We start from the raw sequence: 25,472 nt of genomic DNA on the forward strand, positions 1-25,472 counted from the left end.
GGTCAGTCGAGGGGCCAGGTCAGGCCGGTCAGGTCCATCGATTCCGTGGTGGCGTTCGCGGCGATGCCACCGAGGCGGACGTCGGCGACGACGGTGTTGGGGAAGAGGAACAGGGGATCGCTCGCTGCGTCGTCGACGATCATCCGAGCGACCTCCTGCATGCCCGCCACGTACTCGTCGGGGCTGCCCCGGTCGGCCTCGTCGGCGACCGTGGCGATCTCCGGGTTGTCGTAGCCGATGTAGTAGTCGGGGTCGCCGAAGATCGTCAGCATGTCCCGCGCCTCGGTGTGGAGGATCACGGACATCTGGTAGTCGTGCTCGGTGAACACCTTGTCCAGCCAGACGGCGGGGAACTCCGCCGGAACGATCTTCGCGTCGATGCCGACGTCCTTGAGCTGTGACACCACGACCTGGGCGACGGCCTCGGCGTAGGGGCGGGTCGGGACGTCGAACGCGATGCTCAGGTCCTCGACGCCGGCCTCGGCCAGCAGCTCCCGGGCCCGGTCCGGGTCGTGCGGGTAGGCGTCGGTCAGGTCCTGGTAGTACGGGTCGGTGGGCGGCACCATCGAGCCGATGAGCTCGCCGTGCCCGGCCCACGCCGTGTCGAGGACCGCCTTGCGGTCGATCGCGTACATGACCGCCTGACGCACCCGGAGGTCGTCGAAGGGCGGCGCGGCGTTGTTCAGCGCGAGCAGGACCTCGCCCGTCGAGGTGCCGTCGACGACCTGCAGGTTCTCGTCGCGAGCGAGACCGTCCAGCAGGTCGGGCGCCTGCAGGTTGTACGCCATGTCGATGTCACCGGCGCGGACGGCGTTGGCCTGGGCGTTCGCGTCGGCGAAGTAGCGGACGGTGACGTCCTGGATCGCCGGCGCCTCGCCCCAGTAGTCGTCGCGGGCAGCGAGTGTGATGTGGTCGCCGGGGGCGACCTCCTCGACCGTGTAGGGGCCGGTGCCGACCGTCTCCGTCGCCAGGTCGGCGGACAGGTCGTCGGGGAACATGGCGCCCACCGACGTGCCCATGTCGAACAGCCAGGAGTTGCTCGGGTGCTTCAGGGTGACGGCGACCTCGGTGTCGCTCGTCGCCCTCACCTTCCGTACGACGTCCATCTTGGACCTGAGGCTCAGCGTCCAGTCGTCCTGGACCCGCTCGATCGACGAGACGACGTCGTCCGCGGTGAACGGCGAGCCGTCGGAGAACTGCACGCCCTCGTGCAGCGTGAACGTGTAGACGGTGCGGTCCCCGTTGACCTCCCAGGACTCGGCGAGCTGCGGCTGTACCTCGCCCTCCTGGTCGATGGTCACCAGGCCCTCGTACACGTTGTTCATCAGCAGCTGCGGGATGGCTGAGCCCGACGTCGTCGTGAAATCGAGGTTGGTGGGCTCCCCCGTCAGGCCGACGACGACGTCCGTGCGCTCTCCTCCGGGGCTCTCGCCGGAGCCTGCCGAGCAGGCCGCGACCAGGGCCGCGGTGGTCAGGGCGACGACGACGCCGACGGCGCGGCGCCTGGTGAGGATCTGCACGTCACCAGCGTAGTCGGGTGAACATAGGGTGGGACCGTGCGCCTCGTCACCTGGAACGTCAACTCCATCCGCACGCGCGTCGACCGCGTGCTCGCCTTCCTCGACCGGTCCCAGGCCGACGTCCTGGCCATCCAGGAGACGAAGTGCCGGGACGACCAGTTCCCGACCGCGGCGTTCGAGGCCGCCGGGTACGAGGTCGCGCACTTCGGGCTGTCGCAGTGGAACGGTGTGGCGATCGTGTCGCGGGTCGGCCTGACCGACGTCGCCACCCAGTTCCCGGAGCAGCCGGGCTTCGCCAAGGCGATCATCGAGGACGGCCCGGACCCGCTGCTCGACGTCGTCCCGCCGCTCGAGGCGCGGGCGATCGGGGCGACCTGCGGCGGCGTCCGCGTGTGGAGCCTGTACGTGCCACACGGCCGCGCGCTCGGCGACCCGCACTACACCTACAAGCTGGCCTGGCTGGAGGCCCTGCGCACCTCCGCGCAGACCTGGGCCGACGCCGGCGACGCCGTGGCGCTCATGGGCGACTGGAACGTCATCCCGCTCGACACGGACGTGTACAACGCCGCGGACTTCGCCGGAAAGACCCACGTGTCCCCGCCCGAGCGGGCGGCGTTCGAGGCCTTCGGCAAGGCCGGGTACACGGAGCTGACGCGGCAGTTCATCCCCGAGGAGCACGCGTACACCTACTGGGACTACCAGCAGCTCGCCTTCCCGCGGAACAAGGGGCTGCGGATCGACTTCTGTTGGGCGTCGCCCGCCCTCGCCGGCCGCGCATCGGGTGCCGTCATCGACCGGGACGAGCGCAAGGGCAAGGGCGCCTCCGACCACGTCCCGGTGATCGTCGACCTGGCCGACTGAGACTCCCTCCCACGGCGCAGGAGGCGCCGAGGTTCCACCGGCGATGGGGAAATCAGCGGGTGAAACTGTCCACAAAGAGGGTGCACTCCAGGCGTGCGTCGTCCTGGTGACAAGGTCGTCGTCGAATGTCGGTAAGTTAACCTGCATGACGTCGACGCCCGACCACCTCCCGGCCGCCACCGAAGTCGCCAGGGTGCCTGCTACGGATCCTGTCGAGACGGCGTCTGCGGACGAGGCGGAGCGGGATCCCGCGGGCAACGGCACGGTCGTCGACAGCCGTTCCGGGGACGACGCGGCGCCCGAGCAGGCCGACGACGACGGGTCCGACACCGCTGGTGCGTCGGCCACGAACGGCGAGCCCGAGGGCGACGGCGCCCAGGGCGGGGTAGCCGGGGCCGAGTCCGGGGATGCCTTGTCCGGGGCTGAGAGCGCGGTGGCCGGCTCGGCGGAGGTCGGCTCGGCGGAGGTCGGCTCGGCGAAGACCGGCTCGGTGGAGCCCGAGGTCGCAGAGGAGTCCACCGCTGGACCGACGGCAGTTGCCGCGCCGGACGCGGGGTCGTCGGCTGGTGCGGAGAGCGCACCGAGCGACGTCGAGCCGGCCGCGAAGGCCGATCCTGTCGCGGAGGCGGAGCCTGCGGTGGACGTCGAGCCCGTTGCGGATTCCGAGCCTGCAGCGAACGCCGAGCCCGCAGCGGACGTCGCACCCGTCGCGGACCCCGGGCCCGTGGCGAAAGCCGCGGATCGTGAGCCCGCTGCAGACGCTGAGCCCACCGGGAGTGCCGAACCCGCCGGAGACGCTGCTGACGCGGAGCCTGCCGCACCGGAAGAGCCCGTCGCGGACGCCAAGCCTGCGGCGGGTACCGGTTCGAAGCGGACAGCACGCACCGAGGAGATCAGCGTCGTGCCCGCCGCCGCACTGCCGAAGCGGGTGCCGCCGTCGGCTCCCCCGGCCGAGCCGACGCCGTCGCCCACCAAGGACGTGGACCCTGCGACCACAGCGCCGGCGGAGGAGCCGGCCGAGACCGACAGCACCATCGGCACAAGCATCGCTGCTGACACCGACACCGACACCGACGCGGGCGTCGACACCAGCGTGTCTGGCGAGGACGCCGCCTCGGACGACGCAGCCGATGCACCGGATGCGCCCGTCTCGACGAGCGCTCCCGACTCGCCCGCCGCGACCGACTCGCCTGCCGCGACCGGCTTGCCTGCCGCGACCGGCTTGCCTGCCGCGACCGACAGCAAGCCCGCTACCTCCAAGGCCCCGCGTACGGACGAGGCCGAGCCCCGGACGCCGTCCGACAGTGCGGCTGCGCCGGCCGTCGACGAGACCTTCGACTTCAAGGCGCTCTCCTTCGCCGCGATCGCCGCAGCACACAAGAAGGAGCTCGGGCCGCGGACCGTCGCCGGGGAGACCGGGGAGACCGGGGCGTCCGAGAAGCAGAAGGCCGCGGGCCCCGAAGCGGTTGCCCGCGAGACGGAGGCGCCCGCCGAGGTGCGGCCCGCCGCACCGGACGACGCCCCCACCGAGGAGCTCTTCGCGCCGCCCGCTACGCGAATCCCACCGGCCGTCACGCCGCCGAGCCCGTTCCCGACGCCTGCGGCCCCGCCGCAGCATCAGCCAGGCGCCCCGCGCCAGGACGAGGGCGCCGGCCAGCAGCCGCCGTCGCCGTTCCCCTCCCCGCGCGGCGGTTCCGCGCACCCGTTCCCCGCCGTGCACGGCTATGCGCCGGAGGCCTCCTATGCCGGCTGGCGCCCGCCGACCGCGGCTGACGACGCCGCCAAGCGACGCCGGTTCGCGATGATCGGTGGGGCCGCCGTCGCAGTCGTCGCCCTGGTGACGGTGATCGTCCTCGTCGTGAACATGGTCAGCAAGCAGCAGTGGGAACCGATCGAAGCGATGATCGCGGAGCCGCGCGAGGTGCATCCACTGCAGCTGGTGCTCGGTTCGTGCGTGGAGACCGTCCCCGAGGACGGCGAGGTCTCCGAGGTGCTCGCCGTTCCCTGCGACGCCTCGCACACCGCGCAGGTCGTGGGCCGCACCGACTTCGCCGACGCCGCCGTCTGGCCAGGCCGTGACGAGGTGGACAAGCGCGTGGCCCTCGTGTGCGGCACCAAGCAGCTCGGTCCGATCGCCCGCACCAGCCAGATCGTGAACTCCGTGAGCTACGTGGTCTGGGGCCCCAGCGAGGAGTCGTGGAGCGATGGCGACCGGGTCGGCCTGTGCCTCGCCACCACCGACGAGCCGATCACACAGGATCTCCTGCAGTAACAGCAGGCTGTGTCGCGGCCTGACCCTGCCCGGCGCAGCCGTCGAGCAGGGTCTGGCCCAGCGGGGTCAGCGCGTGGATCACGGTGTTGCGGTCGCGCCCGCTGGCGATCAGGCCGGCGTTGCGCAGCACCGTCGCATGCTCCGACGCCGACGCCGGGGAGATCGCCAGACGATTCGCGATCTCGCTGGTCGTCGCCCCGGTGCCGAGCACTCGCAGCACCGCCGCCCGGGTCCGGCCGAGGAGTGCGGTGAGCTGCCGTCCGCCGTCGGACCGGACCTCGAAGCTGCGGTCCAGCCCGGCAGGCTCGTGCACGATCGGGTAGAGCAGCACCGGCGGCAGGTCGGCGTCCGCGAACGTGATCGGGGCCCGGACGCAGAAGTACGACGGGATGATCAACAGGCCACGACCGGCCAGGTGGATGTCCCGCTCGGCGGCTGTCGAGACGGACAGGACCGGATGCTCCCAACGCACCGACGGGTGCAGCGTCCGCAGGGCGTTCTCCGTCCCGCCCTCCACCCAGGCGCGGGTGCGCGCCGCACGGTCGACGTCCACGGCGGCCCGGATCCCGCTCCAGTACGGCCCCACCGCATGCTCGTAGTAGGACCGCACCGCGACGCCGAGCCCGCGCACGGCAGGTGCGGAACCTGCGGCGAGATCACGCATCCAGAGGTGCGGCCTCTGCTCGCCCACCAGTACCTCGATGTCCCTGCGGAGCAGGGCCCTGGGGGTGGACAGCATCGCGTCCAGCCCGGCCTCGAAGCTGTCCGAGCCGGTGACCGGCGTGAGGAAGTCCGGCGAGTAGCCCCGCGGCGGTGCCAGCCGTAACAGCATGCGAGCTGCCGGGGGCAATCCGGACAGCGCCCGCTGCCGCCAGCGCCCGAACAGCACACTGCCCGAAGGCTGGTTCATCACATGTGCGCTGAGCAGCACCTCCCACATAGGGTCCGGGCCCGGAGCGATCCGAACCCGGGCAAGATCATCCGAAGTGAAGTGGAACCGCAGCACCAGGCCTCCCTGACCGTCTGCCCTCTCCCGTGGCCCCCGCCGGCTCGCCCCCGCGCGCCCTGACCGTGCGGGACCGTACACGGCATTCCGCACACAGCTTTCACCCCCGCGCAGAGAGGGACGGCCGAGCATTCAAGTTCTGGGCGAGCGGGCGCTCACCTTCACAACACCAACACACACGGTGCTGCTCAGACATCGATCACCGCCCGCCCTGCAGATCGCGCGGCCATTCCCCCTGGCACCAGGATGGCAGGCGGGCCCCGCCCGCACATCGATAAATAGTCGTAGTCCGATGTACGCAGATCGACGTACACGGGGTCCCTTGGTCCTCGTCAGGCGGTCAGCACCCTCGTCAGCCGGTCAGTCTTGCGTCAGGCGGTCAGCCCCTTCGTCAGGTGGTCAGCACCCTGCGGTCGAGAGCCAGGCCCTCGCCGTCCGCGCGGTCCACGACCACCGTGTCGCCGTCGGACACCTCGCCCGCGAGCAGCAGCCGTGCCAGGCGGTCGCCGATCTCACGCTGCACGAGGCGACGCAACGGCCGGGCGCCGTAGGCCGGGTCGAACCCCTCCAGCGCGAGCCACTCGCGCGCCGCCTCCGTCACGTCGAGCGTGATCCGGCGGTCCTCCAGCCGCTTCGCGAAGGCCCCTACCTGCAGCTCCACGATGCTGCCGAGCTCGGCCAGCGTCAGCGCGTCGAAGACCACCACGTCGTCCAGGCGGTTGAGGAACTCCGGCTTGAACGCGGCCCGCACGGCAGTCATCACGGACTCGCGCCGTTCGTCGTCCGACAGCATCGGTTCCACGAGGAACTGCGAGCCGAGGTTCGAGGTCAGCACCAGGATCGTGTTGCGGAAGTCGACGGTACGTCCCTGGCCGTCGGTGAGCCGGCCGTCGTCGAGCACCTGGAGCAGGACGTCGAAGACTTCGGGGTGGGCCTTTTCTACCTCGTCCAGCAGCACCACGGAGTAGGGCCGTCGCCGGACGGCCTCGGTGAGCTGACCGCCCTCCTCGTACCCGATGTATCCCGGAGGCGCGCCGACGAGCCGGGCCACGGAGTGCTTCTCGCCGTACTCGGACATGTCGATACGCACCATCGCGCGCTCGTCGTCGAACAGGAAGTCGGCCAACGCCTTGGCGAGCTCGGTCTTGCCGACACCCGTGGGGCCGAGGAACAGGAAGGAACCGGTGGGCCGGTCGGGGTCGGAGACACCCGCCCTGGTCCGTCGCACCGCGTCGGACACCGCGGCCACAGCAGCCTTCTGGCCGATGAGGCGCTGCCCGAGGACATCCTCCATGTGCAGGAGCTTCTCGGACTCGCCCTGCAGCAGCCGCCCGGCGGGGATGCCGGTCCACGCCGCGACCACCTCGGCGATCTCGTCGGCGCCCACCTTGTCGGCGATCATCGGGGCTTCGACAGGAGCCAGCGACGGGTCGGCGTTCGAGACCTGGCTCGTCGCCTCCGCCTCTTCCGCCGCAGCCAGCTCCTTCTCGACCACCGGGATCTCGCCGTATCGGATACGCGCGGCGCCCTCCAGGTCGCCCTCGCGCAGCTTGCGCTCGGCGTCGGTCCGCAGCTCGTCGAGGCGAGCGCGCAGGTCACCGACGCGGTTGTGGCCGGCCTTCTCGGACTCCCAGCGCGCGGTCAGCGCGGCCAGCGCCTCCCGGCGGTCGGCGAGATCGGCCCGCAGCCGCTGCAGGCGCTCCTTGGAGCCGGCGTCCTCCGACTCGGACAGCACCACCTCTTCCATCTCGAGGCGCGTGACAGCGCGCTGCAGCTCGTCGATCTCCACCGGGGAGGAGTCGAGCTCCATGCGCAGGCGGGACGCGGCCTCGTCGACCAGGTCGATCGCCTTGTCGGGGAGCTGCCGCCCGGAGATGTAGCGGTCGGAGAGCGAGGCGGCGGCCACGAGAGCGGAGTCCGCGATCGTCACCTTGTGGTGCGCCTCGTAGCGCTCCTTGAGCCCGCGCAGGATCGCCACGGTGTCCTCCACGGAGGGCTCGCCCACGAAAACCTGCTGGAACCGCCGCTCCAGGGCCGGGTCCTTCTCGATGTGCTCGCGGTACTCGTCGAGCGTGGTGGCGCCCACCATGCGCAGCTCGCCGCGCGCGAGCATGGGCTTGAGCATGTTGCCGGCGTCCATGGCGCCCTCGCCGCCGGCACCCGCGCCGACCACCGTGTGCAGCTCGTCGATGAAGGTGACCACCTCGCCGTCCGACGCCGTGATCTCCTCCAGGACCGCCTTGAGGCGCTCCTCGAACTCACCGCGGTACTTCGCCCCGGCCACCATCGAGGCCAGGTCGAGCGCCACGAGGCGCTTGCCCTTGAGGGACTCGGGCACGTCGCCCGCCACGACCCGCTGAGCGAGCCCTTCGACGACCGCGGTCTTGCCGACGCCCGGCTCTCCGATGAGCACCGGGTTGTTCTTGGTGCGCCGGCTCAGTACCTGGATCACACGACGGATCTCCGAGTCACGGCCGATCACCGGGTCGAGCTTGCCGTCACGGGCGCGCTGCGTCAGGTCGGTGCCGTACTGCTCGAGCGCCTTGTACGTGCCCTCCGGGTTGGGGCTCGTGACCCGGCCGGCCCCACGGACGGCGGGCAGCGCGGCGCGCAGGGCGTCGGCAGTGGCTCCGGCGTCGGACAGGATCTGGGCCGCGGGCGACTGCCCGGCCGCGACGGCGATGAGCAGGTGCTCGGTGGAGACGTACTCGTCGCCGAGCCCCTGCGCTTCCTTGGACGCCAGGTCGAGGACCGTGGCCATGGCCCGGCTCGCGCTCGGCTGAGCGGTGCTCGCGCCGCTGGCCTGGGGCAGCGCGACCAGAGCCGCGCGCACTCGCTGGCCGATGGCCTGCGCACTGGCCCCGACCGCGTCGAGCAGGCCGACGGCGACACCCCGCTCCTGCTGGAGCAGCGACGCCAGCAGGTGGACCGGCTCGAGCTGCGGGTTGCCGGCAGCCGACGCCGACTGGATCGCGTCGCCGATCGCCTGCTGCGACATGGTCGTGAACTTGGTGTCCATGAGGCCTCCCAGGATGGTGCTGAAGTCTGCGCGGCAAGACCGCGTTCAAAGTTGAGTCTACTCCGCTCAACCCTGGAATTCACTGTAGCGTGCGCCACCCACTCGTACCGTTGCGGCATGAACACCCAGGTGATCGTCCTCAACGGCGGTTCCAGCTCCGGGAAGTCCGGCCTCGCGCGCAGCCTGCAGACGGCCTTGCCCGACGCCTGGCTGTCCCTCAGCATCGACACCCTCGTCGACGCGATGCCCGTCCGCCTGACCACCGGCGGCGACGGGATCGGTTTCGCGGACGACGGCGGCGTCGACGTCGGGCAGGAGTTCATGGCGCTGCAGGACGCCTGGATCGCCGGGCTGGTCGCCATGGCACGCGCCGGCGCGCACATCGTGGTCGACGACGTCTTCCTCGGCGGTGGCGCGTCCCAGCGGCGCTGGCTCGACGCCCTGGGCGATGTCCCGACGCTGTGGGTCGGTGTGCGCTGCGACGCCGCGGTCGCGGAGGCGCGCGAGGCTGCCCGCGGCGACCGCGTCGCGGGCATGGCCGCCAAGCAGGCAGAGGTCGTGCACGAGGGGGTCACCTACGACCTCGAGGTCGACACCACGCACACCGGGTCGGTGGACTGCGCACGGACCATCGCGGCACACCTGAGATCATCGCGGGGTGACCGAACAGACTGACGAGTCCCTGACACCTCCCCGCGCCGTCCTCGTCGGGGTCGTCGGCGGCACCTTCTCCGGACTGTTCGGCCTGGGTGGCGGCATCGTCATGGTGCCGCTCCTGACGTCGCTCGGCGGCCTCACGCAGCGCCGGGCCAGCGCGTACTCGCTCGCGGCGATCCTGCCGGCGGCGATCGTCGGGTCCATCCCGTACCTGACCCACGACGCCGTCGACCTGATCGCCGCCGGACTGCTCGTCGTGGGCGCGGTGATCGGCGCCGTCGTCGGGGCGCGGCTGCTCGCCCGCGTGCCGGAGACCCTGCTGCGCTGGCTCTTCGTCGGGGTGCTGGTCGCGGGGATCGTGCGGTCCGTGATGGACGCGTTCGGCGAGCCCCCGTCCGTCGACACCGCCCAGGGGCTGCCCAGTGTGCTCGACGGCGCGGGAATGATCGGGCTCGGCCTCGTCATGGGCGTCGCGTCCGGTCTGCTCGGCATCGGCGGCGGTCAGCTCGCCGTCCCCGGCCTGTCCGCGCTGTTCGACTTCGCGCCCGCGCTGGCCAAGGGCACGTCTCTGGTCGCGATGATCCCGACCGCGGTCTCCGGCACCTGGGTCAATGCCCGCAACCGGCTGGTCCACCTGAAGATGGCCGCGCTCATCGGCCTCGTGGCGTCGGGCTTCTCGTTCGGCGGCGCGAGCCTGTCGGTGGTCATGCCAGACGACGTCGCGTCGATCGCGTTCGCCGCGCTCCTCGTCTTCGCCCTGGTCCAGCAGATCCGCAAGGCCCTGGAGAAGCAGCGGCACTGAGCAGAGGCCGATGCCCGGGTGATCGGTAGTCCGTCAGGTAATCGGTAACTCGGACTGCCGATCACCTGACGGACTGCCGATCACCGAGTCGGTGTCCAGCTCCCGCAGCACCGCCGCGCACTCGGCGGCGACCGCCACCGCTACGTCGCGGGCGGTGTCAGACTCCCGCTCCGGGACCACGCGCTGCACGGCGCCCTCCGCGAGCAGGTCGACAGCCCGGATGTGCTGGGCCTCCGCCATCGCCGCCGCGTGCGTGGTGTCGCCGTGCACGATGACGCTCGCGCCCTCGGGCGGCAGCGGCGACAGCCAGGCGTGCTCTGCGGCGATCACCGCCTGCGCGGGCAGCAGCGCGAGCGCCCCGCCACCGCAGCCCTGGCCGAGGATCACCGACAGCGTCGGCACCGTCATCCGGGTGAGCGCCGCCATGCAGCGCGCGATCTCACCGGCGAGCGCACCCTCCTCGGCGGCCTGCGAGAGCTCGGCTCCCGGGGTGTCGATCACCGCGACCAGCGGCAGCCGCAGCTCCTCGGCGAGCCCCATCGCGCGCCGCGCCACGCGCAGCGCGGCGGGTCCCATCGGGGTGCTCTCGGTCTGCCGGGTCCGGTCCTGCCCGACGACGAGACACGGCCGACCGTCCAGCCGCGTCAGCGCCACCAGCATCGACTCGTCGCGCTCACCCTCCTCCGTGCCGGAGAGCCGCACGGTCCCCGAGGCCCCGTAGCGCAGCAGGTCCCGCACCCCCACGCGGCCCTCGGCCCGGGTCCGGAGCACGGAGTCCCAGGCAGAGCTGTCCGCCGCGGCCTCCCCGGAACGGCGCGGAAGGGACGGCGCCGAGGGCGGGTCCACCAGCACCGCGAGCGTCCGCTCGACGAGCGCCGGCAGGTTCTCGGGCGCGACGACGCCGTCGAGCACGCCCTTGGCGGCGAGATTCTCGGCGGACTGGACGCCGTCGGGCAGGGCCTCGCCCGTCAGGGCCTCGACCACGCGCGGCCCGAGGAAACCGATGAGCGCACCGGGCTCGGCGACCGTGAGATGCGCGAGCGAGCCCCACGAGGCATAGACGCCGCCGGTCGTCGGGTGCCGCAGGTACACGAGGTAGGGCAGGCCCGCGTCGCGGTGGTCCATCACGGCGCGCGAGATCTCGACCATCCGGAGGAATGCGGGGGTGCCCTCCTGCATCCGCGTGCCGCCGGACGCCGTCGTCGCCAGGAGCGGCAACCGTTCCGCCGTCGCGCGCCGGATCGCGGCGGTGATCCGCTGCGCCGCGGCCCGGCCGATGGAGCCGCCGAGGAACCGGAACTCGTTCACGACGACCACCACGGGCCGCCCCCGGACCCGGCCGCGACCCGTGAGCACCGACTCGTCCGTGCCCGCCTTCTCCGCGGCCGCCGCCAGCACGGCGCGGTACTCGGCAGTGTGCCCCGACGCGTCGACCGGCTCGTCCCAGGACTCGAAGCTGTCCGCGTCGAGGACCAGGTCGAGCAGCTCGCGTGCCGTCCACCGGCGGGTCATGGACCAACCTCCGGGCCGGGCCTCTCCGGGCCGGGCCACTCCCGCCCGGGCGTGTCGAGCCAGGCCCGGATCCCCGCGGCGTGCTCGTCGAGCACCGGCGGCGCCTGGTGGTCCCGCCGGGTCACCTCGGCGCCAGCTGGGTCGAAGAACCGCAGCGGCGGGCCGGGCAGCGTCACCGTGCCGAGGCTCGTGTGCTCGACGTCGACGAGCAGGCCCTGGCTCGCCGTCTGCTCCCATGCGTACACCTCGTCGAGGGTACGCACCCGGCCCGCCGGGATCCCGGCGTCGGCCAAGCGGGTCAGCAGCCGGTCCGCGTCGAGGTCGGCGAACGCCGTCTCGACCAGCTCGATCACCTCGTCGCGGCGGGCGACCCGCTCGGGGTTGCTCCGCAGGCCCTCCGCATCGGCGTCGAGCCCGAAGGCCAGGCAGAACTTCTGCCACAGCACCTCGGAGCCGACCGCGATCTGGACGGCGCCGTCACGGCAGCGGAACAGGCCGTACGGCGCTATGGAAGGGTGGTGATTGCCCTGCGCGTGCCCCACCTCCCCGGCGACGGTCCACCGCGTGCCCTGGAACGCGTGCACGCCGGTGACCGCCGCGAGCAGGGACGTCCGGACCACCTGTCCGACGCCGGTCGTGTGCCGCTCGTGCAGCGCCGCGAGGACGCCGTACGCGCCGTAGATCCCGGCGAGCAGGTCGCCGATCGGGACGCCGACGCGCTGCGGGTCGTCCGGGCCGGAGCCCGTCAGGGACATCAGCCCCGCCTCGCCCTGGGCGATCTGGTCGTACCCGGCACGGCCGCCCTCCGGGCCGTCGTGCCCGAACCCGGTGATCGAGAGCACCACCAGGCGCGGGTTGCGCTCGAGCAGCGTGTCGACGCCGATCCCGAGCCGGTCCAGCACTCCCGGCCGGAAGTTCTCCACGAGCACGTCCGCCCGGTCGACGAGCGCGAGGAGGGTGGCCAGGCCTTCGTCGGCCTTGAGGTCGAGCGCTATCGACTCCTTGTTGCGGTTCGCGGACAGGAAGTACGTCGACTCGCGCGCACCCTCCTCGCCGACGAACGGCGGGCCCCAGCCACGCGTGTCGTCGCCCCGCTCGGGCACCTCCACCTTGACGACGCGCGCACCCAGATCGCCGAGCATCATCGTGGCGTGCGGCCCGGCCAGGGCCCGGGAGAGGTCGACGACGACGACGTCGTCCAGCGGACCGGTCATCGTGCTCACCAGCCCGGCAGCACGAGGATGGCCCAGACGAGCAGCGGCCCCACGAGGGTGACGATGATGGCGTAGTTGAGGATCTGCTTGTAGTACGCCTGCTCCGAGATCGTGTCCGGGCGGTTGGCGAGCATCAGGGCTCCGTTCGTGGAGAAGGGGCTGACATCGACGATGGTCGAGGAGACGGCAAGGGCCGCCGCCATGGCCCACGGGCTCACGCCGCCGGTCGCGATGAGGGGCACGGCGATCGGGATGATGACCGGCAGGAGCGCCGTCGACGACGCGAAGGCCGAGACGATGCCGCCGACGTAGCAGAGGACGAGCGCCCCGATCGCGGCGATGCCCAGGCCCGCGGCCCAGGTGCCGATGTACTCGGGTGACCCGGCCTCGTTGAGGATCGTCGCGTAGGTGCTCACGCCCGCCACCAGCAGCACGGTGGGCCAGGCGATCTGCTTGACAGCGTCCTTGTGCTGGTGCGGGGACAGCATCGCGAGCGCCACGGCGGCGGTGATCGAGACGAAGCCGATGTTCTGGTCGAACGCGAGCGCGGTGGTGGCGACCGCGGCGAAGGCGACGAGCGTCAGCACGTGGTCGCGGCGCACGCCCAGCGCCTGGGTGGTGGTCGAGACGCCGGCGCCCTGTCCGCTGACGGTCACGGACTTTCCACCGGTGTGCAGGTCGTTGGCGATGTGGCCGGCCGCCTCGGCGGGGTCGACCCGCTCGCGCATGAGCTGGCGGCCGCCGAGGGCGAGGAACAGGATCACGGCCATCGCCGTGTTGATGGCGAGCGACGCGACGAAGACGGCGATCTCGGTGCCCTCGTAGCCGACGTCGGTCATGACCGAGTTGGTGATGGTGCCGTAGATGCTGATCGGAGAGAACCCGCCGCCCTGGGCGCCGTGCACCACGAACATGCCCATCATCAGCGGGTTGATCTTGTAGCGGCGGGCGAAGCCGAGGGCCACCGGGCCGATGATGGCGCACGCCGCGGGGCTTGCCGCGCCCATGGCGGTGAGCAGGGCGGTCACGGCGAACATGACCCACGGGATCAGCGCCACCCTGCCGCCGACCGCCTGCACGGCCTTGGAGACGATGAGGTCGACGGTGCCGTTGTTCTTGGCGATGGAGAACAGATAGGTGACGCCGATCAGGGTGAGCACGAGGTCGGCGCTGATGCCGCCCAGTACTTCCTTGTCGTCCATGTTCAGCGCGAAGACGCCGACGAACCAGGCCGCGACGTAGGCCAGCGCCCCCATGTTGATCGGCAGCACCGTCCCGGCGACGAACAACGCGACGAGCGCGATGATCGCGATCCACTCAGGACCCATGACAACTCCTCTTCCCATCGCGGCGGACACCTTTGACCGACGAGACACGATGGATCAGTGGCCTAGCCAATAGTCCAATGGGCTTTCTGTCAAGTATTCTCGACTGGTGACCCCCAAGGCTTCCGCCGAACTGCCGACACCGCTGGCCCGCACCCGCCTCTACGAGCAGGTCGCGGAGCAGATCACTGCCTGGATCCGACAGAACGGCCTGCAGGCCGGGGACCGGCTGCCGCCCGAGCGGGAGCTGGCGGCGCGTCTCGGCGTCAGCCGCGCGACCCTCAGCCAGGCGCTGGTCGCGATGGAGGTGGTCGGCGTCGTCGTGGTGCGGCACGGAGACGGGACAGTCCTGACGGGCAAGCACACCGAGAGCCGCATCGTCGAGGCGATCCGCGCGCACGCCGACCGGATGCCCGAGATCATCGACATCCGCGACGCGCTGGAGACCAAGATCGCCGCGCTGGCCGCCCAGCGGCGCACGGAGGACGACCTCGTGGCGATCGACGCGGCGCTGGACATGATGGAGGACGCCATCACGCACGGCGACCGCGGCGTCGAGGCCGACGAGCACTTCCATGCGGCGGTGACCGGCGCCGCGCACTCCGACCTCCTCGCCCAGACCATGCGGGAGATCGCGAGCCTGATCCGGGAGAGCCGCATCGAGTCCCTCTCGCAGCCGGGCCGGCCGCGCAACTCCCTCAACGGGCACCGGGCCATCGCCGACGCCATCCGGGCCCGCGACCCGGAGGCCGCCGCGGCCGCCATGCACGCGCACGTCGAGATGGTGAGCGACGTGGCCCTCCTCCGTGACCAGGACCGGGAGCAGGGCCGGGACCGATGACCGGCTGGGAACAGCTCGCGGTCCTCGGCGCCGGGCTCGGCGCGGGGATCCTCTCCTCGACGGTCGGCGTCGCCTCGCTGCTGAGCTTCCCGGTGCTGCTCGCCGTCGGGCTGCCGCCCGTCGTCGCGAACGCGTCGAACACGGCGGGCCTGGTGGCCGCGGGGGTGAGCGGCTCGTTCGGCTACCGCCAGGAGCTGCGTGCGCATCCCGCCGTCACGCTCGCCGTCCTCGTGACGTGCGCGGTCGGCTCGGTGGGCGGGGCCGTCCTGCTGCTCGCGCTCCCGCCCGGCGTGTTCGAGGCCGTGGTGCCCTGGCTGATCCTGGTCTCCTGCCTGCTGGTCGGCGCGCAGCCGTGGATCAGCAGGTGGCTGCGCCGCACCCGCGACGAGCCGACCCGGCTGCGCCACCACATGTCCCCCGCGACCGTCGTCTTCTCGGTGCTGACGGGCGCGTACGGGGGCTACTTCGGGGCGGGGGCCGGGGTCATGATGGCCGCGGTGCTCGGGCTCGGCACCGACCTGCCGGTGCACGTCGTGAACGCGCTGCGGACCGTGTCGCTGCTCGCCGCGAACGTCGTGGCGACCCTCATCTTCGTGTTCGTCGCCGACGTCGACTGGCTCGCGATCGGGCTGCTCGCCGCCGGCTCCGTGGTGGGCGGCTACGTCGGCGCCCGCATCGGCCGCAAGATGCCGCCGACGGTGTTCCGCGTCCTGGTGGTCATCGCGGGCGTGGTGACCGCCGTCGTCATGCTCCTCTGACCACCCTCGACACCTGTCAGAAGCTCAGGTCACCCCGGTGACCTGAGCTTCTGACTCTTCAGTGTGCCTGTGCACAATTTTTGTGCATGACTCTTGTGCACAGAGTTTGTGCATGGGTATTGTGCACGCATGCCCGCCTCTCAGGATGACTTCCGCCTCACCCCCGAGGCCGTCAAGGTGCTCGCCCACCCGCTCCGCTCGCGCCTGCTCGGCACCCTGCGGCGCGGCGGCCCGGCGACGGCGACCACGCTCGCGACGACGCTGAGCACCAACTCGGGCGCCACGAGCTATCACCTGCGCAAGCTCGAGTCCGTGGGCCTGGTCGCGGACACCGGCGAAGGTGCGGGCAAGCAACGGCTGTGGCGTGCCGCGACGAGCTCCCACAGCTGGGAGCGCACGGAGCTCGCCCAGGACGAGGACGCCGCCACCGCGCTCGGCTGGCTGGAACGGGACTACCTGCGCCTGTTCAGCAACGACTTCGGCCACTGGCTCGACGTCGCCGAGGCATGGCCCGGCGAGTGGCAGGACGCGGCGGGTATGGGGGACACGTGGGTCACCGTGAACCCGGAACAGCTCCGGAAGCTGCGGCGGGAGCTGGACGCGGTCTTCGAGCGTTACCGCGACGCCGAGCCCGCCCCCGGCGCGCGCCGGGTGACCTTCTGGCAGGCGGCCTACCCCCTGGATCCGGACGAGCTTCCCGACGGCGCGGGGGATGCCGGCGAAGACGATGAGGCGGAGCCGTCATGACGCCGCTGACGCCGGCCCGGGCGCGACGGGCGTTCCTGCTGCTGACCCTCACCCGGTGGTTCCCCGTCGGGCTGATCGTCACGGTGACCACGCTGCTGCCGATCGAACGCGGCCTCTCCGTGCCCGAGGCGCTCACGGCACTGTCCCTCACCGGGTTCACGGTGTTCGTGCTGGAGCTGCCGACCAGCGGTCTTGCCGACTCCCTCGGCCGCCGTCCGATGCTCATCGCGGCGGCGGTGCTGCAGGTGGTGGCGGCCGTCCTGTTCCTCAGCGCGACGACGTTCTGGGCGTTCGCACTGGCCGCGGCGGCCACCGGCGTCTTCCGGGCGCTCGACTCCGGTCCGCTGGAGGCATGGTTCGTCGACACGGTGCACGCCACCGAGCCAGGGGCCGACGTCGACCGGCCGCTGGCCGCGCACAGCACCGTGCTGGGCGCCTCGATCGCCGCAGGCGCCCTCCTCTCGGGCGTGCTCGTCTGGTGGCACCCGTTCGAAGCCTGGTCGTCGCTCGCCTTCCCGTACGCGGTGTACGCGGTGCTCTCCGCGGTTCATCTGGTCGCCGTCACGATCCTGGTCCGCGAGGTGCCCCGCATCGTCGCGCCGTCGGGCGGCCGGAATGCTGGGGTGGCCGGCCGGGTCCTGGAGTCCGCGCGCCAGGCGCCGGGCGTGATCCGCGACGGCCTGCGGCTGGCGCGGGACAACCGGGTGCTGCGCTGGCTGCTGCTGGTCGAGGTGTTCTGGAGCGTCGGGATGGTGGTGTACGAGACGTTCCAGCCGATCCGCCTGGCCGAGCTGCTCGGGGGAACAGCCGCCGGTGCCGCGGTGGCGGGCCCCGCCGCGGCGGCCGGATGGGCCGTGTTCGCCGGCGGGGCGGCGCTCACCGGGCTCGCCACGCCCCGCATCGGGGTGGCGCGCACGGCGATCATCGCGCGCCTCCTCAACGGGCTCGGGGCAGTCTGGATGGGTCTCGCGCTCGGCCCGGTGGGCCTGGTCGCCGCCTATCTCGTGACCTACGGGCTGCACGGGGCGAACGGGCCCGCCTACCAGGCGCTGCTGCACCGCGAGGCCGAGTCCCGGAACCGTTCGACGGTGCTCTCGATGGCGTCGATGGTGGCGTTCGCGGCGTACTCCCTGGGCGCCCCCGCGCTCGGCTGGGCGGCGGGAGTCCTGTCCGTCCAGGCCGCCATGGTGATCGGCGGCGTGTTCAGCACGCTGGGTGCGGTCTGCTTCCTCCCCGCGCTGCGCCGGGAACGGGCCCTCGCCGCCGCTGCGCGATCCAGCGCGACACCACCCGCCGTCGCCCCCCTGTAGGCGCTCGGTTACCTATATCGTCAGCCGACGGCAGCACGCACGGCAGACCACACGGTGAGCCGGCCAGGCAGGCATGACGCACGGGAGCGACATGGACGACAGCGGGAACGGCTGGACCGAGGACGTGCTGGGCGCGGGCTTCGAGGCGCGCACGCTACGGCTGCCGGGTGGCGCCGAGGCGACGCTGGTCCGCTACACGCCTGAGGACGGGCCAGCCGTCGGGCGACCGCCCGTGCTGTATGTGCACGGGTACACCGACTACTTCTTCCAGCGCAATCTCGCGGAGGCGGTCGCCGCGCGGGGCTACCCGTTCTACGCGATCGACCTGCGCGCCCACGGGCGCTCCATCGACGCGTGGACGACGGCGGGCGGTGCCCCCAACATGGTGAACGACCTGCGGCTCTACGAGCAGGACCTGGACGCGGCGGCGGACGTCATCGCCGCCGACGGGCACGCCGGGCTGGTGCTCCTGGGGCACTCGACGGGCGGGCTGATCGTCTCGCTGTACGCGAACGTGCGCCCCGACCGGGTGACGGCCCTCGTGCTGAACAGCCCGTGGTTCGACCTGCGGGGAACCTGGTCGGACCGGACGCTGCTCACCCAGGCCGTGTACGTGCTCGGGCGGATCGCGCCCCGAACCGTCGTGAACAAGAAGCCGAGCGAGGACTACGGCCGGGCCCTGCACCAGGCCACGAGCGGCGAGTGGGACTACGACCTGCGCTGGAAGCCGCACGGTGGGTTCCCCGCCCACGCGGGCTGGAGCGCCGCGATCCGGCGCGGTCACCGCCAGGTCGGCCGAGGGCTGGCGGTGCGCTGCCCGGTCCTCGTGTGCACCAGCGACAAGACCGGGCCCGACGGCGGGGAGGCCGCCGTGATGCTCAGCACCGACGCGGTCCTCGACGTCGCGCACATGCACGCTCGCGCCCAGAAGCTGGGGGCCGCGGTGGACCTCGCCGTCATCGAGGGCGGCGCCCACGACCTGGTCCTGTCCCCGAAGCCGGCCCGCGAGAAGTACCTGGCCACCGTCCTGGACTGGCTCGACGCGACGGTCTGAGCTCGTGGTGGTTTGAGTTTGTGGTGGTTCGAGCTCGTGGTGGGATGACCGCATGCAGCACGATCTCCACCTCGCGGCCCACGGCGTCCGTCTCGAACCGCTGTCCCACGACCATGCCCCGGCACTGGCCGGCCTCGTCGACGCGCAGCTCTGGGCGGGCATGACCAGCGCCCTCCCGGACACCGTCCCGGCGATGGAGGCGTACGTGGACGCCGCCCTCGCGGCCAGGGATCACCTCGCCTTCGCCGTGCTCGGGCCGGACGGCGAGGTGCGTGGCTCCACGCGGTTCTACGAGCTCAGCACCGGGCAGCGCCGGGTCGAGATCGGCTCCACGTTCTACGGCCGGGACTGGTGGGCGGGGATGACGAACCCGGCGTGCAAGCTGATGCTGCTGCGGCACGCCTTCGACGAGCTGGGGCTGCGCCGCGTCGCCCTGCGCTGCGACGCGCGGAACGACCGGTCACGGGCCGCGATCCTGAAGCTCGGCGCACAGGAGGAGGGCAGGCTGCGGGCGCACCGCATCGCGCCCGACGGCTCGGTGGGCGACACGCTGTACTTCTCGATCCTCTCGGAGGAGTGGCCGGACGTCCGCGACCGTCTCGAGGCCAGGCTCACGGCCGGCGCCGCCGTGCCCGAGCCTCGCTGACCCCGCCGTCGCGCACGGCGGGGCCGCACCTGGCGGCGTCAGCGCAGGTCGCGCAGATATGCCGCGGTGCCTCCGGAGGCCGCCGTCCTGCGCTCGTCGAGCGTCGCGATGATGAGCAGCACGACGGCGGCGGGGACGAGGGTGAGGATCCACGGCAGTGGTGAGACGCCGACGCCCAGCTTCGCGAACACGATGACCACCTCGACGGCCAGCGTCCACACCCCGAGCCAGAACGGTGCCGAGAGGCGCAGACGCGACCCGACGAGGACCGACGCGAGGGCGGCCAGCACCACCCAGGACGCCCGGATCGTCAGCGGGTCGGTGGCGGTGGACAGCACGGACGGGCCGACGAGGGCCGCGATCCCGAGGCCGACGGTGCGCCAGGAGCCGCCGTGACCGAGTGGCCAGGTCATGAGGCTGACAGACGCGTCCTTCGGTTCGCCCGCCGCCATCCAGCGACGCAGCGCCGTCGCACCCGACCAGATCAGGCCCGCGCCCAGCGTCACCGAGAACGCCTCGACGCGCAGCTCGCGCGGCGCCCAGGCGGCGATCGCGACGGCAACGGCGCACAGCCAGACCAGCCACGGTGGAGCGCCGACTCCCGGACGGCCCGCCCGCCGCGTGACCAGCACGAGCAGCGCGAGGAGCCCGAGCTCGACCACCAGCAGCGACACTATCGAGCCCCATACCGGGCGGGTGTTCACCACCGCGCCGAGCGTCCCGAGCACCAGGCCCGGCGCCATGCCCCAGCGGTCGAGCCACGACGCCGTCCGGCCGCGTGCCGACCGGCGCGCCAGGACGGCCGCCGCGACCAGCAGCGCGCCCGACAGGAGCGCCCACCCGAGACCGGCCGCGAACACCCAGCCGGCCGCGACCGGCGTACCGAACGGGGAACCGTCGTACCAGGTCAGCGGGGGCAGACCGGGCGCGGGCCCCGCGGCGGCCCCGATCCAGTACACCGGCTCGCCCGCGACGTGGAGCGACTCGACCACTCCGCTCAGCGCGGCCAGGGCGCCTACGGCCACCAGGCCGCGCCGCACCGGACGCGTCCACGAGTCGCGCAGGAAGGCGAGCCGCTCGCGTACCGGCCGCAGGTCCAGGGCGTACGCGGTCGCCAGGGCGAGCACAGCGCCGCCCACTAGGGCGAACGGCCGCCAGTCGGCGGGCTCGGTGCGGGTCAGGTGCACCACGAGGCTCGGCACGACGGCGAGTCCCGCGCCGACTGCGGCGAGCCGCCAGGCATGCGTCGCGGCAGTGACCGACGTGGTGCCGGCGCCGGCCGTCGTAGCAGCGGCCTCGGCGTCGGGCTCCGCGCCGGGCTCGGAACGTCCCCTCCGCCAGGCGACGAAGGCGCCGACCGCCACGGCGGCCAGTGCGGGCGGGAGGGTGTAGGCCTCGACCAGCCGCACCTCGCCGCCACCCAGTGCCGTCCAGAGCGCCGCAAGCCCCAGCGCCGCGACCAGCAGCCAGACACGCCGCCGCCCGGGCTCGCGGGCGACGAGCACGGCACCCGCCATGAGCAGCAGCAGCACCGCGACCGCGACGTCCGGTCCGGCCGCCGGCCGCGCGTAGGCGAGGAAGATGGTGATGGCTCCCGTGAGGAGTACCGACCGCTCCAGGCTCCGGCGTACCGCAGCCGCGAGCAGCGGCCCGCCGTCGGGCACCCGGGTGGCTATCCGTTCCGCGATGCGGGCCGCCCCGCCCGCGACCGCCGAGACGAACAGTGCGACGGCGGGCAGGACGTACGGGGATCCGGAGACCTCCAGGATCATGGCCCCCACGCTGGTGACCATGACGGACGCCGTGGGGAGCAGCAGGAAGGCGGCTCCGGCCCGGACGACGTGCGCCAGCCCGACACGGGCGGTGAGCAGCAGCACGAGCTCGAGCGCCAGCATCGCCGCCGCGGCGCCCGCCGACCACCAGGTCCGTTCGAGCACCACCGTGACGACGCCCGCCGCGAACGGCCCGGCGGTGACGCCGAGGACCACGTACCACTCGTTGCGCGAGGTGCGTCCACCGAGCGTGACCACGATGGCCACCAGCGAGGCGACCGCCGAGACCGTGCAGATCGCCGCCACGGTGGACAGCTCGAACCAGCTCAGCACGACGCCGAGCACGGCGAGCGGGTACGCGTATCCGGCACCGACCAGCCACGGGTGCGTCGTCGGCCGCAGGACGGCGCGCAGGGAGAGCAGCAGCACGCAGACGACGAGCGCGCCGGCGGCCGCCGTCGGGCGCGACGCCCAGGAGAAGGCGAGGAGCATGCCGGTCGCGGCGAACGCGCCGGTGAGTGCGGCGGCCCGGGCGAGACGCAGGTCGGCGCCGGTGATGCCGGTCCCGCCGATCGAACGCAGCCGCCCCGACGCGCGGACCAGCGCCCGGACCGCCCCCTGCACGGTGACGACGGCCGGACGCAGCGTGCGCCAGGCCGCCGACCGGTCGGCCGTGGCCGCGACGAGCGTGAACGCGAGCACCGCCACGGCGGTGAGCGAGAAGGCGATGGCGAGCCGGGGGTCGAGCGCGAGGCCGAACGCGGCAAGCAGCACGGCCACCGGGGCAACGACCGCCTCGACCCGCCGCCCACGCCGCGCGAGCCTGGCGGCCAGCAGCGTGACGACCACGAGCGCGGCGGTCCCCAGGTGCGCCCACGGGAGGTTCAGGCTCACGAGGCTCTCGACGGCCCTGCGCGCCGGGTCAGTCGATGCCGGGGGAATCAGCGCGCCGGTGGGCAGCGACCAGCTGGTGTCCCGCACCGACCAGGCCGCTACCCACGCGTCCGTCACGCGGAGCAGGACCAGCCCCACGGCCGGGACCGCGGCGGCCGCCGTGACGATCCAGCCGCTGAGCAGCAGGTCGTCCCGGGTGGTCGGGGCCAGCGCCCCGCGGACGGAGCCGAGACCGACCGTCCGCAGCAGACGTGGTGCGGTCAGGAGCGCGAGCGCCGTCCACACGCAGGCCGCCCCGAACGGGACCCAGCCCGCTCCCGACCACTGGCCGATCCCGCCCAGCAGGCCACCCGCGGCGACCGCGAGCACACCGCCGAGGACCGTCCAGTGTCGGTGGTGGGTGACGCGCCGCATGATCGCGACGGTCACCGCCGTCAGGGCGACGAGCAGCGCGGTGCCGCCGAGGCCCGGCAACGCCTCCGGCTGGTCGACGGAGAACGCGAGGAGCACGACGAACGGCACCGCCACGAGCGCGACGACGTCGAGCACAACGATCTCGGCCCGTAGCGGGGACCCGATGCGCGGCCCGGAGACGCAGCGGGCGGCACGCCCGAGGAGCGTGATGAGCGCGGCGGCGAGGGCAGCCACCGCGGGCAGCCAGGAGCCGTCGGCCGGGTCGACGGCGCCGAGCAGCAGCACCGGGATGACCGGCGCCGCGAGGACCCCGACGGACGTCCATGCCCGCACCCGGAGCGCATGGCCGAGCACCGCTCCGGTCAGGACCACCGTTGACCACAGAATCGCGGCGGCGCCCAGCCCGGTCAGGGGCGCGACGGGCACCATGAACACAGCCACGAGGGAGGCGACGAGAGCGGCGGGCAACCCGGCGGCGCGCACCACCCGGAGGACCCGGGCCTCCACGGCGAACAGCGACCCGCCAGGCGCGTCGAGGCGCCGGACGAGCGCCGGGAGCAGGCGCATCGCCGCCCACGCGACCACGGCGACCAGTACCAGGGCGAGCACCCACCACCAGACCGACCACCCCGACCACGCGGCGCCGGGCAGACTGAGCGCCGCGAGCACCGGCACCAACGGCGCGGCGACTACCGCCGTCGACAGCCAGGACCGGACGCGGAGCCAGTAGCCCAGAGCGACCGCGAGCAGCACCACACCGGACCACAGCACCGTGGTCGCGCCCAGCCTCGTCAGGGACGGCAGGGCCTCCACGGTGCAGGACGCCGCCAGCGCGAGCGGGAAGGCCGCCGCGCGTATCACCCGGAGCGTCGTCGACTCGATGGGGAAGCTCGCGTCGTGCCGCACCGAGAGGCTCGGCACCGCCCGGCCGGCCGCCCAGGCGACCAGCCCGACCAGCACCAGGGCGAGCGCCCACCACCACATCGACCATACGGAGGCGGGCAGGCTCAGCCCGACGAGCACCGGCACGAACGGTGCCGTGACCAGTGCGGTCGTCGTCCAGGAACGGACGCGCAGCCAGTACCCGAGCACCGCGGAGAGGACGACCACGGCGGACCACAGGACGGCCGTCGAGCCTGGCCCGGTGAACGGCGGCAACGCCTCGGCACCCCGTGAGGCGAGCAGGGCGAGCGGCGGCCCGGCACCTCGGAGGATGCGCAGCACTCCTTCCTCGAGCTCGAACGTCACAGCACCGCCGAGCCGCCGTCCGAACTTCGGGAGCTGCCGCATCGCCGCCCAGGCGAGCACCGCGACGAGCACGAACGCGAGCACCCACCACCACGCGGACGACGCCGGGCCGGGGAAGACGAGCAGGACCAGCACCGGGATCAGCGGCGCCGACACCAGACCTGCCGAGGCCCAGGAGCGAACCCGCAGCCACGCCCCGAGCACCACGGCGAACAGCACGACGCCGGACCACAGGATCGCCGTCGTACCTGTCACGGCGTCCGGCGTCACCGCCTGGGCGCCGAGAGCGGCCAGCAGGGCGAGCGGCGGACCGGCCGCCCGGACGACCCGCAGCACCCACGTCTCGGCGACCAGCCGGGAGCCGGACCGCTCGCCGGCCAGCGGCGCCATGCGCATCGCCGCCCACGCGACGACGCCGACCAGCAGCAGCGCGGACGCCCACCACCACATCGACCACAGCGTGAACGGCAGGCCGGCGGCGACCAGTACCGGAACCACCGGAGCCGAGACCAGTCCCGCCGAGACCCACGAGCGCACCCGAAGCCACGCGCCGAGCGCGACGAAGCCGGGGGCCAGCACCGCGAGCACCGTGGCCCGGGCCAGCGCCGGATCGACCTGTCCGAGCAGGCCCGCCTGCATGCCCAGCTCGACGTCCACCCACGCGAGCACCACCGCGAGCGCGGCGACCGCCTCGCTGGTCGTGCGCAGCCCGGCCCGGCGGAGCAGTGCGCCGACCGTCACCGCGGTGGCCGTGACGATCCCCGTGACGACCGCCCGCAGCAGCAGGTTGTCGCCGAACGTGAAGAACACGAAGACGACCGCGGACACCGCGAGCAGTGCCGCTCCCGCGCCTGCGAGGATCGGCTGCAGCGAGATGCCCGGGCCGGACGGGAGCGGCGCCGGAGCGGCGTCCCGTCCGGCGCCGACGGGCGCTACCGCGGGCTGCCGCGGGCTGGTCGCGGCCGGAGGCGTCACCTCGGCTTGGCGCACCGGCGGTGCGGACTGCACCGGCTGCGCGGACGGAACGGGCAGCGGTTGGGCGGGCACCGGCGCGCGAGGCGTCAGCGGCGCGGACTCCGGGGGTGCGAACATCGACGGCGGGATCGCTGACGGCCCGGTCGGTGCCGACCCGGTCGGTGCCGGCAGGGTCGGTGCCGGCAGGGTCGGTGCCGGCGGCGCAGGGACCGGCACGGTGCCGGCAACGGGCGCCGAGCGCGCCGCGCCGTCCGCGACCCGCGTGCCGGAGCCGACCTCGCCGCCCGTCGTGATGCCCTGTGCCCGCCGCATCGCGTCGAGCACCGCCTCCCGGTCCCGGAGGCTGTCCGCCGCGGCGACGGACAGCCGCCACACGTCCTGCGCCTGCCTGCCCGAGACGTTCAGCCCGCAGGCAGCGCAGACGACGGACGCGAGGTGTTCCCCGCAGGCGGGACACCGCGTGGTGTCGGTGAGGCGGGCGACGACGTCGCCGGCCCAGGTCGGAGGCATGCCGGACATCCTGTCGGAGTTGTCCGCAAGCGCGCCATCTATCCACAGGGTGAGTCGACCGGGGCGACGTCCGCCCGCGGTCGGCGCGAGCACCGCGGTGTCCGAAACCCGCTAG

General features: G+C 72.9%; 17 protein-coding genes. 10 read left to right on the forward strand and 7 right to left on the reverse strand.

All coding sequences use genetic code 11. The features are described 5' to 3' along the window. Nucleotides 1-2: 2 nt before the first annotated feature. The gene (locus ACFO6V_RS14095; protein WP_377136344.1) at nt 3-1,520 is read right to left on the reverse strand and encodes an ABC transporter substrate-binding protein; all 1,518 of its coding nucleotides are present in this window, start codon (nt 1,518-1,520) and stop codon (nt 3-5) included. 36 nt (nt 1,521-1,556) lie between these two features. Between ACFO6V_RS14095 and ACFO6V_RS14100 the strand changes: the two genes are divergently transcribed. Both ACFO6V_RS14100 and ACFO6V_RS14105 read left to right on the forward strand, forming a co-directional pair. After that, complete coding sequence (locus tag ACFO6V_RS14100) at nt 1,557-2,381, forward strand: exodeoxyribonuclease III (protein WP_377136346.1); 825 nt, start codon at nt 1,557-1,559, stop codon at nt 2,379-2,381. Between the two features lie 145 nt (nt 2,382-2,526). After that, the gene (locus tag ACFO6V_RS14105) at nt 2,527-4,653 is read left to right on the forward strand and encodes a septum formation family protein (RefSeq protein WP_377136348.1); all 2,127 of its coding nucleotides are present in this window, start codon (nt 2,527-2,529) and stop codon (nt 4,651-4,653) included. On the opposite strand, the gene ACFO6V_RS14110 is transcribed toward ACFO6V_RS14105, so the two are convergent. Continuing rightward, the gene (locus tag ACFO6V_RS14110) at nt 4,631-5,485 is read right to left on the reverse strand and encodes an ArsR/SmtB family transcription factor (RefSeq protein WP_377136350.1); all 855 of its coding nucleotides are present in this window, start codon (nt 5,483-5,485) and stop codon (nt 4,631-4,633) included. The two genes, ACFO6V_RS14105 and ACFO6V_RS14110, sit on opposite strands and share 23 nt — an antisense overlap. Nucleotides 5,486-6,050: 565 nt before the next feature. Beyond that, nucleotides 6,051-8,678: an ATP-dependent chaperone ClpB gene (gene clpB, locus ACFO6V_RS14115; RefSeq protein ID WP_377136352.1), complete on the reverse strand. Its 2,628-nt coding sequence runs from the start codon at nt 8,676-8,678 to the stop codon at nt 6,051-6,053. 117 nt (nt 8,679-8,795) lie between these two features. Here clpB and cpt point away from each other — a divergent pair, with 117 nt between their 5' ends. Then, complete coding sequence (gene cpt, locus ACFO6V_RS14120; protein WP_377136354.1) at nt 8,796-9,353, forward strand: chloramphenicol phosphotransferase CPT; 558 nt, start codon at nt 8,796-8,798, stop codon at nt 9,351-9,353. After that, on the forward strand, nt 9,337-10,137 hold the full coding sequence (locus ACFO6V_RS14125) for a sulfite exporter TauE/SafE family protein (protein ID WP_377136356.1): 801 nt from the start codon (nt 9,337-9,339) through the stop codon (nt 10,135-10,137). The genes cpt and ACFO6V_RS14125 overlap by 17 nt, the downstream gene beginning before the upstream one ends. A 33-nt stretch (nt 10,138-10,170) precedes the next feature. Here the strand turns inward: ACFO6V_RS14125 and ACFO6V_RS14130 are convergent, their stop codons facing one another. The 3 genes from ACFO6V_RS14130 to ACFO6V_RS14140 are packed head-to-tail and all read right to left on the reverse strand — an operon-like array spanning nt 10,171 to nt 14,191. After that, nucleotides 10,171-11,649: a carboxyl transferase domain-containing protein gene (locus ACFO6V_RS14130; protein WP_377136358.1), complete on the reverse strand. Its 1,479-nt coding sequence runs from the start codon at nt 11,647-11,649 to the stop codon at nt 10,171-10,173. Beyond that, the gene (locus ACFO6V_RS14135; protein ID WP_377136360.1) at nt 11,646-12,863 is read right to left on the reverse strand and encodes a CaiB/BaiF CoA transferase family protein; all 1,218 of its coding nucleotides are present in this window, start codon (nt 12,861-12,863) and stop codon (nt 11,646-11,648) included. The genes ACFO6V_RS14130 and ACFO6V_RS14135 overlap by 4 nt, the downstream gene beginning before the upstream one ends. Before the next feature lie 5 nt (nt 12,864-12,868). After that, on the reverse strand, nt 12,869-14,191 hold the full coding sequence (locus ACFO6V_RS14140) for an SLC13 family permease (RefSeq protein ID WP_377136362.1): 1,323 nt from the start codon (nt 14,189-14,191) through the stop codon (nt 12,869-12,871). Nucleotides 14,192-14,294: 103 nt separating this feature from the next. Here ACFO6V_RS14140 and ACFO6V_RS14145 point away from each other — a divergent pair, with 103 nt between their 5' ends. The 6 genes from ACFO6V_RS14145 (at nt 14,295) to ACFO6V_RS14170 (ending at nt 19,544) form a co-directional block, all read left to right on the forward strand. After that, nucleotides 14,295-15,029, forward strand: a complete 735-nt coding sequence (locus ACFO6V_RS14145; RefSeq protein ID WP_377136615.1) for a FadR/GntR family transcriptional regulator — start codon at nt 14,295-14,297, stop codon at nt 15,027-15,029. Then, nucleotides 15,026-15,787 carry a sulfite exporter TauE/SafE family protein gene (locus tag ACFO6V_RS14150; protein WP_377136364.1) on the forward strand — a complete coding sequence of 254 codons (762 nt, stop codon included), beginning with the start codon at nt 15,026-15,028 and terminating at the stop codon, nt 15,785-15,787. The genes ACFO6V_RS14145 and ACFO6V_RS14150 overlap by 4 nt, the downstream gene beginning before the upstream one ends. 129 nt (nt 15,788-15,916) lie before the next feature. After that, the gene (locus tag ACFO6V_RS14155; protein WP_377136366.1) at nt 15,917-16,534 is read left to right on the forward strand and encodes a winged helix-turn-helix domain-containing protein; all 618 of its coding nucleotides are present in this window, start codon (nt 15,917-15,919) and stop codon (nt 16,532-16,534) included. Further along, nucleotides 16,531-17,844, forward strand: a complete 1,314-nt coding sequence (locus ACFO6V_RS14160) for an MFS transporter (protein ID WP_377136368.1) — start codon at nt 16,531-16,533, stop codon at nt 17,842-17,844. The genes ACFO6V_RS14155 and ACFO6V_RS14160 overlap by 4 nt, the downstream gene beginning before the upstream one ends. Before the next feature lie 91 nt (nt 17,845-17,935). Continuing rightward, nucleotides 17,936-18,898, forward strand: a complete 963-nt coding sequence (locus ACFO6V_RS14165; RefSeq protein ID WP_377136370.1) for an alpha/beta hydrolase — start codon at nt 17,936-17,938, stop codon at nt 18,896-18,898. A gap of 52 nt (nt 18,899-18,950) precedes the next feature. Next, nucleotides 18,951-19,544 carry a GNAT family N-acetyltransferase gene (locus ACFO6V_RS14170; RefSeq protein WP_377136372.1) on the forward strand — a complete coding sequence of 198 codons (594 nt, stop codon included), beginning with the start codon at nt 18,951-18,953 and terminating at the stop codon, nt 19,542-19,544. A 38-nt stretch (nt 19,545-19,582) separates the two neighbouring features. Here ACFO6V_RS14170 and ACFO6V_RS14175 read toward each other — a convergent pair whose 3' ends face one another. After that, entirely contained in the window at nt 19,583-25,357 is a 5,775-nt protein-coding gene (locus ACFO6V_RS14175) for an SCO7613 C-terminal domain-containing membrane protein (RefSeq protein ID WP_377136374.1), read from the reverse strand. Between the last annotated feature and the right edge of the window lie 115 nt (nt 25,358-25,472).

This window comes from Promicromonospora alba (assembly GCF_042654905.1).
GTDB lineage: Bacteria > Actinomycetota > Actinomycetes > Actinomycetales > Cellulomonadaceae > Promicromonospora > Promicromonospora alba.

Bases quoted from the DNA above. Each gene is read 5' to 3' on its own strand.
- ACFO6V_RS14165 (WP_377136370.1), top strand. From the start codon at position 17,936: ATGGACGACAGCGGGAACGGCTGGACCGAGGACGTGCTGGGCGCGGGC.
- cpt (WP_377136354.1), top strand. From the start codon at position 8,796: ATGAACACCCAGGTGATCGTCCTCAACGGCGGTTCCAGCTCCGGGAAG.
- ACFO6V_RS14175 (WP_377136374.1), bottom strand. From the start codon at position 25,357: ATGCCTCCGACCTGGGCCGGCGACGTCGTCGCCCGCCTCACCGACACC.
- ACFO6V_RS14150 (WP_377136364.1), top strand. From the start codon at position 15,026: ATGACCGGCTGGGAACAGCTCGCGGTCCTCGGCGCCGGGCTCGGCGCG.
- ACFO6V_RS14140 (WP_377136362.1), bottom strand. From the start codon at position 14,191: ATGGGTCCTGAGTGGATCGCGATCATCGCGCTCGTCGCGTTGTTCGTC.
- clpB (WP_377136352.1), bottom strand. From the start codon at position 8,678: ATGGACACCAAGTTCACGACCATGTCGCAGCAGGCGATCGGCGACGCG.
- ACFO6V_RS14130 (WP_377136358.1), bottom strand. From the start codon at position 11,649: ATGACCCGCCGGTGGACGGCACGCGAGCTGCTCGACCTGGTCCTCGAC.
- ACFO6V_RS14155 (WP_377136366.1), top strand. From the start codon at position 15,917: ATGCCCGCCTCTCAGGATGACTTCCGCCTCACCCCCGAGGCCGTCAAG.
- ACFO6V_RS14160 (WP_377136368.1), top strand. From the start codon at position 16,531: ATGACGCCGCTGACGCCGGCCCGGGCGCGACGGGCGTTCCTGCTGCTG.
- ACFO6V_RS14105 (WP_377136348.1), top strand. From the start codon at position 2,527: ATGACGTCGACGCCCGACCACCTCCCGGCCGCCACCGAAGTCGCCAGG.
- ACFO6V_RS14110 (WP_377136350.1), bottom strand. From the start codon at position 5,485: ATGCTGTTACGGCTGGCACCGCCGCGGGGCTACTCGCCGGACTTCCTC.
- ACFO6V_RS14170 (WP_377136372.1), top strand. From the start codon at position 18,951: ATGCAGCACGATCTCCACCTCGCGGCCCACGGCGTCCGTCTCGAACCG.
- ACFO6V_RS14135 (WP_377136360.1), bottom strand. From the start codon at position 12,863: ATGACCGGTCCGCTGGACGACGTCGTCGTCGTCGACCTCTCCCGGGCC.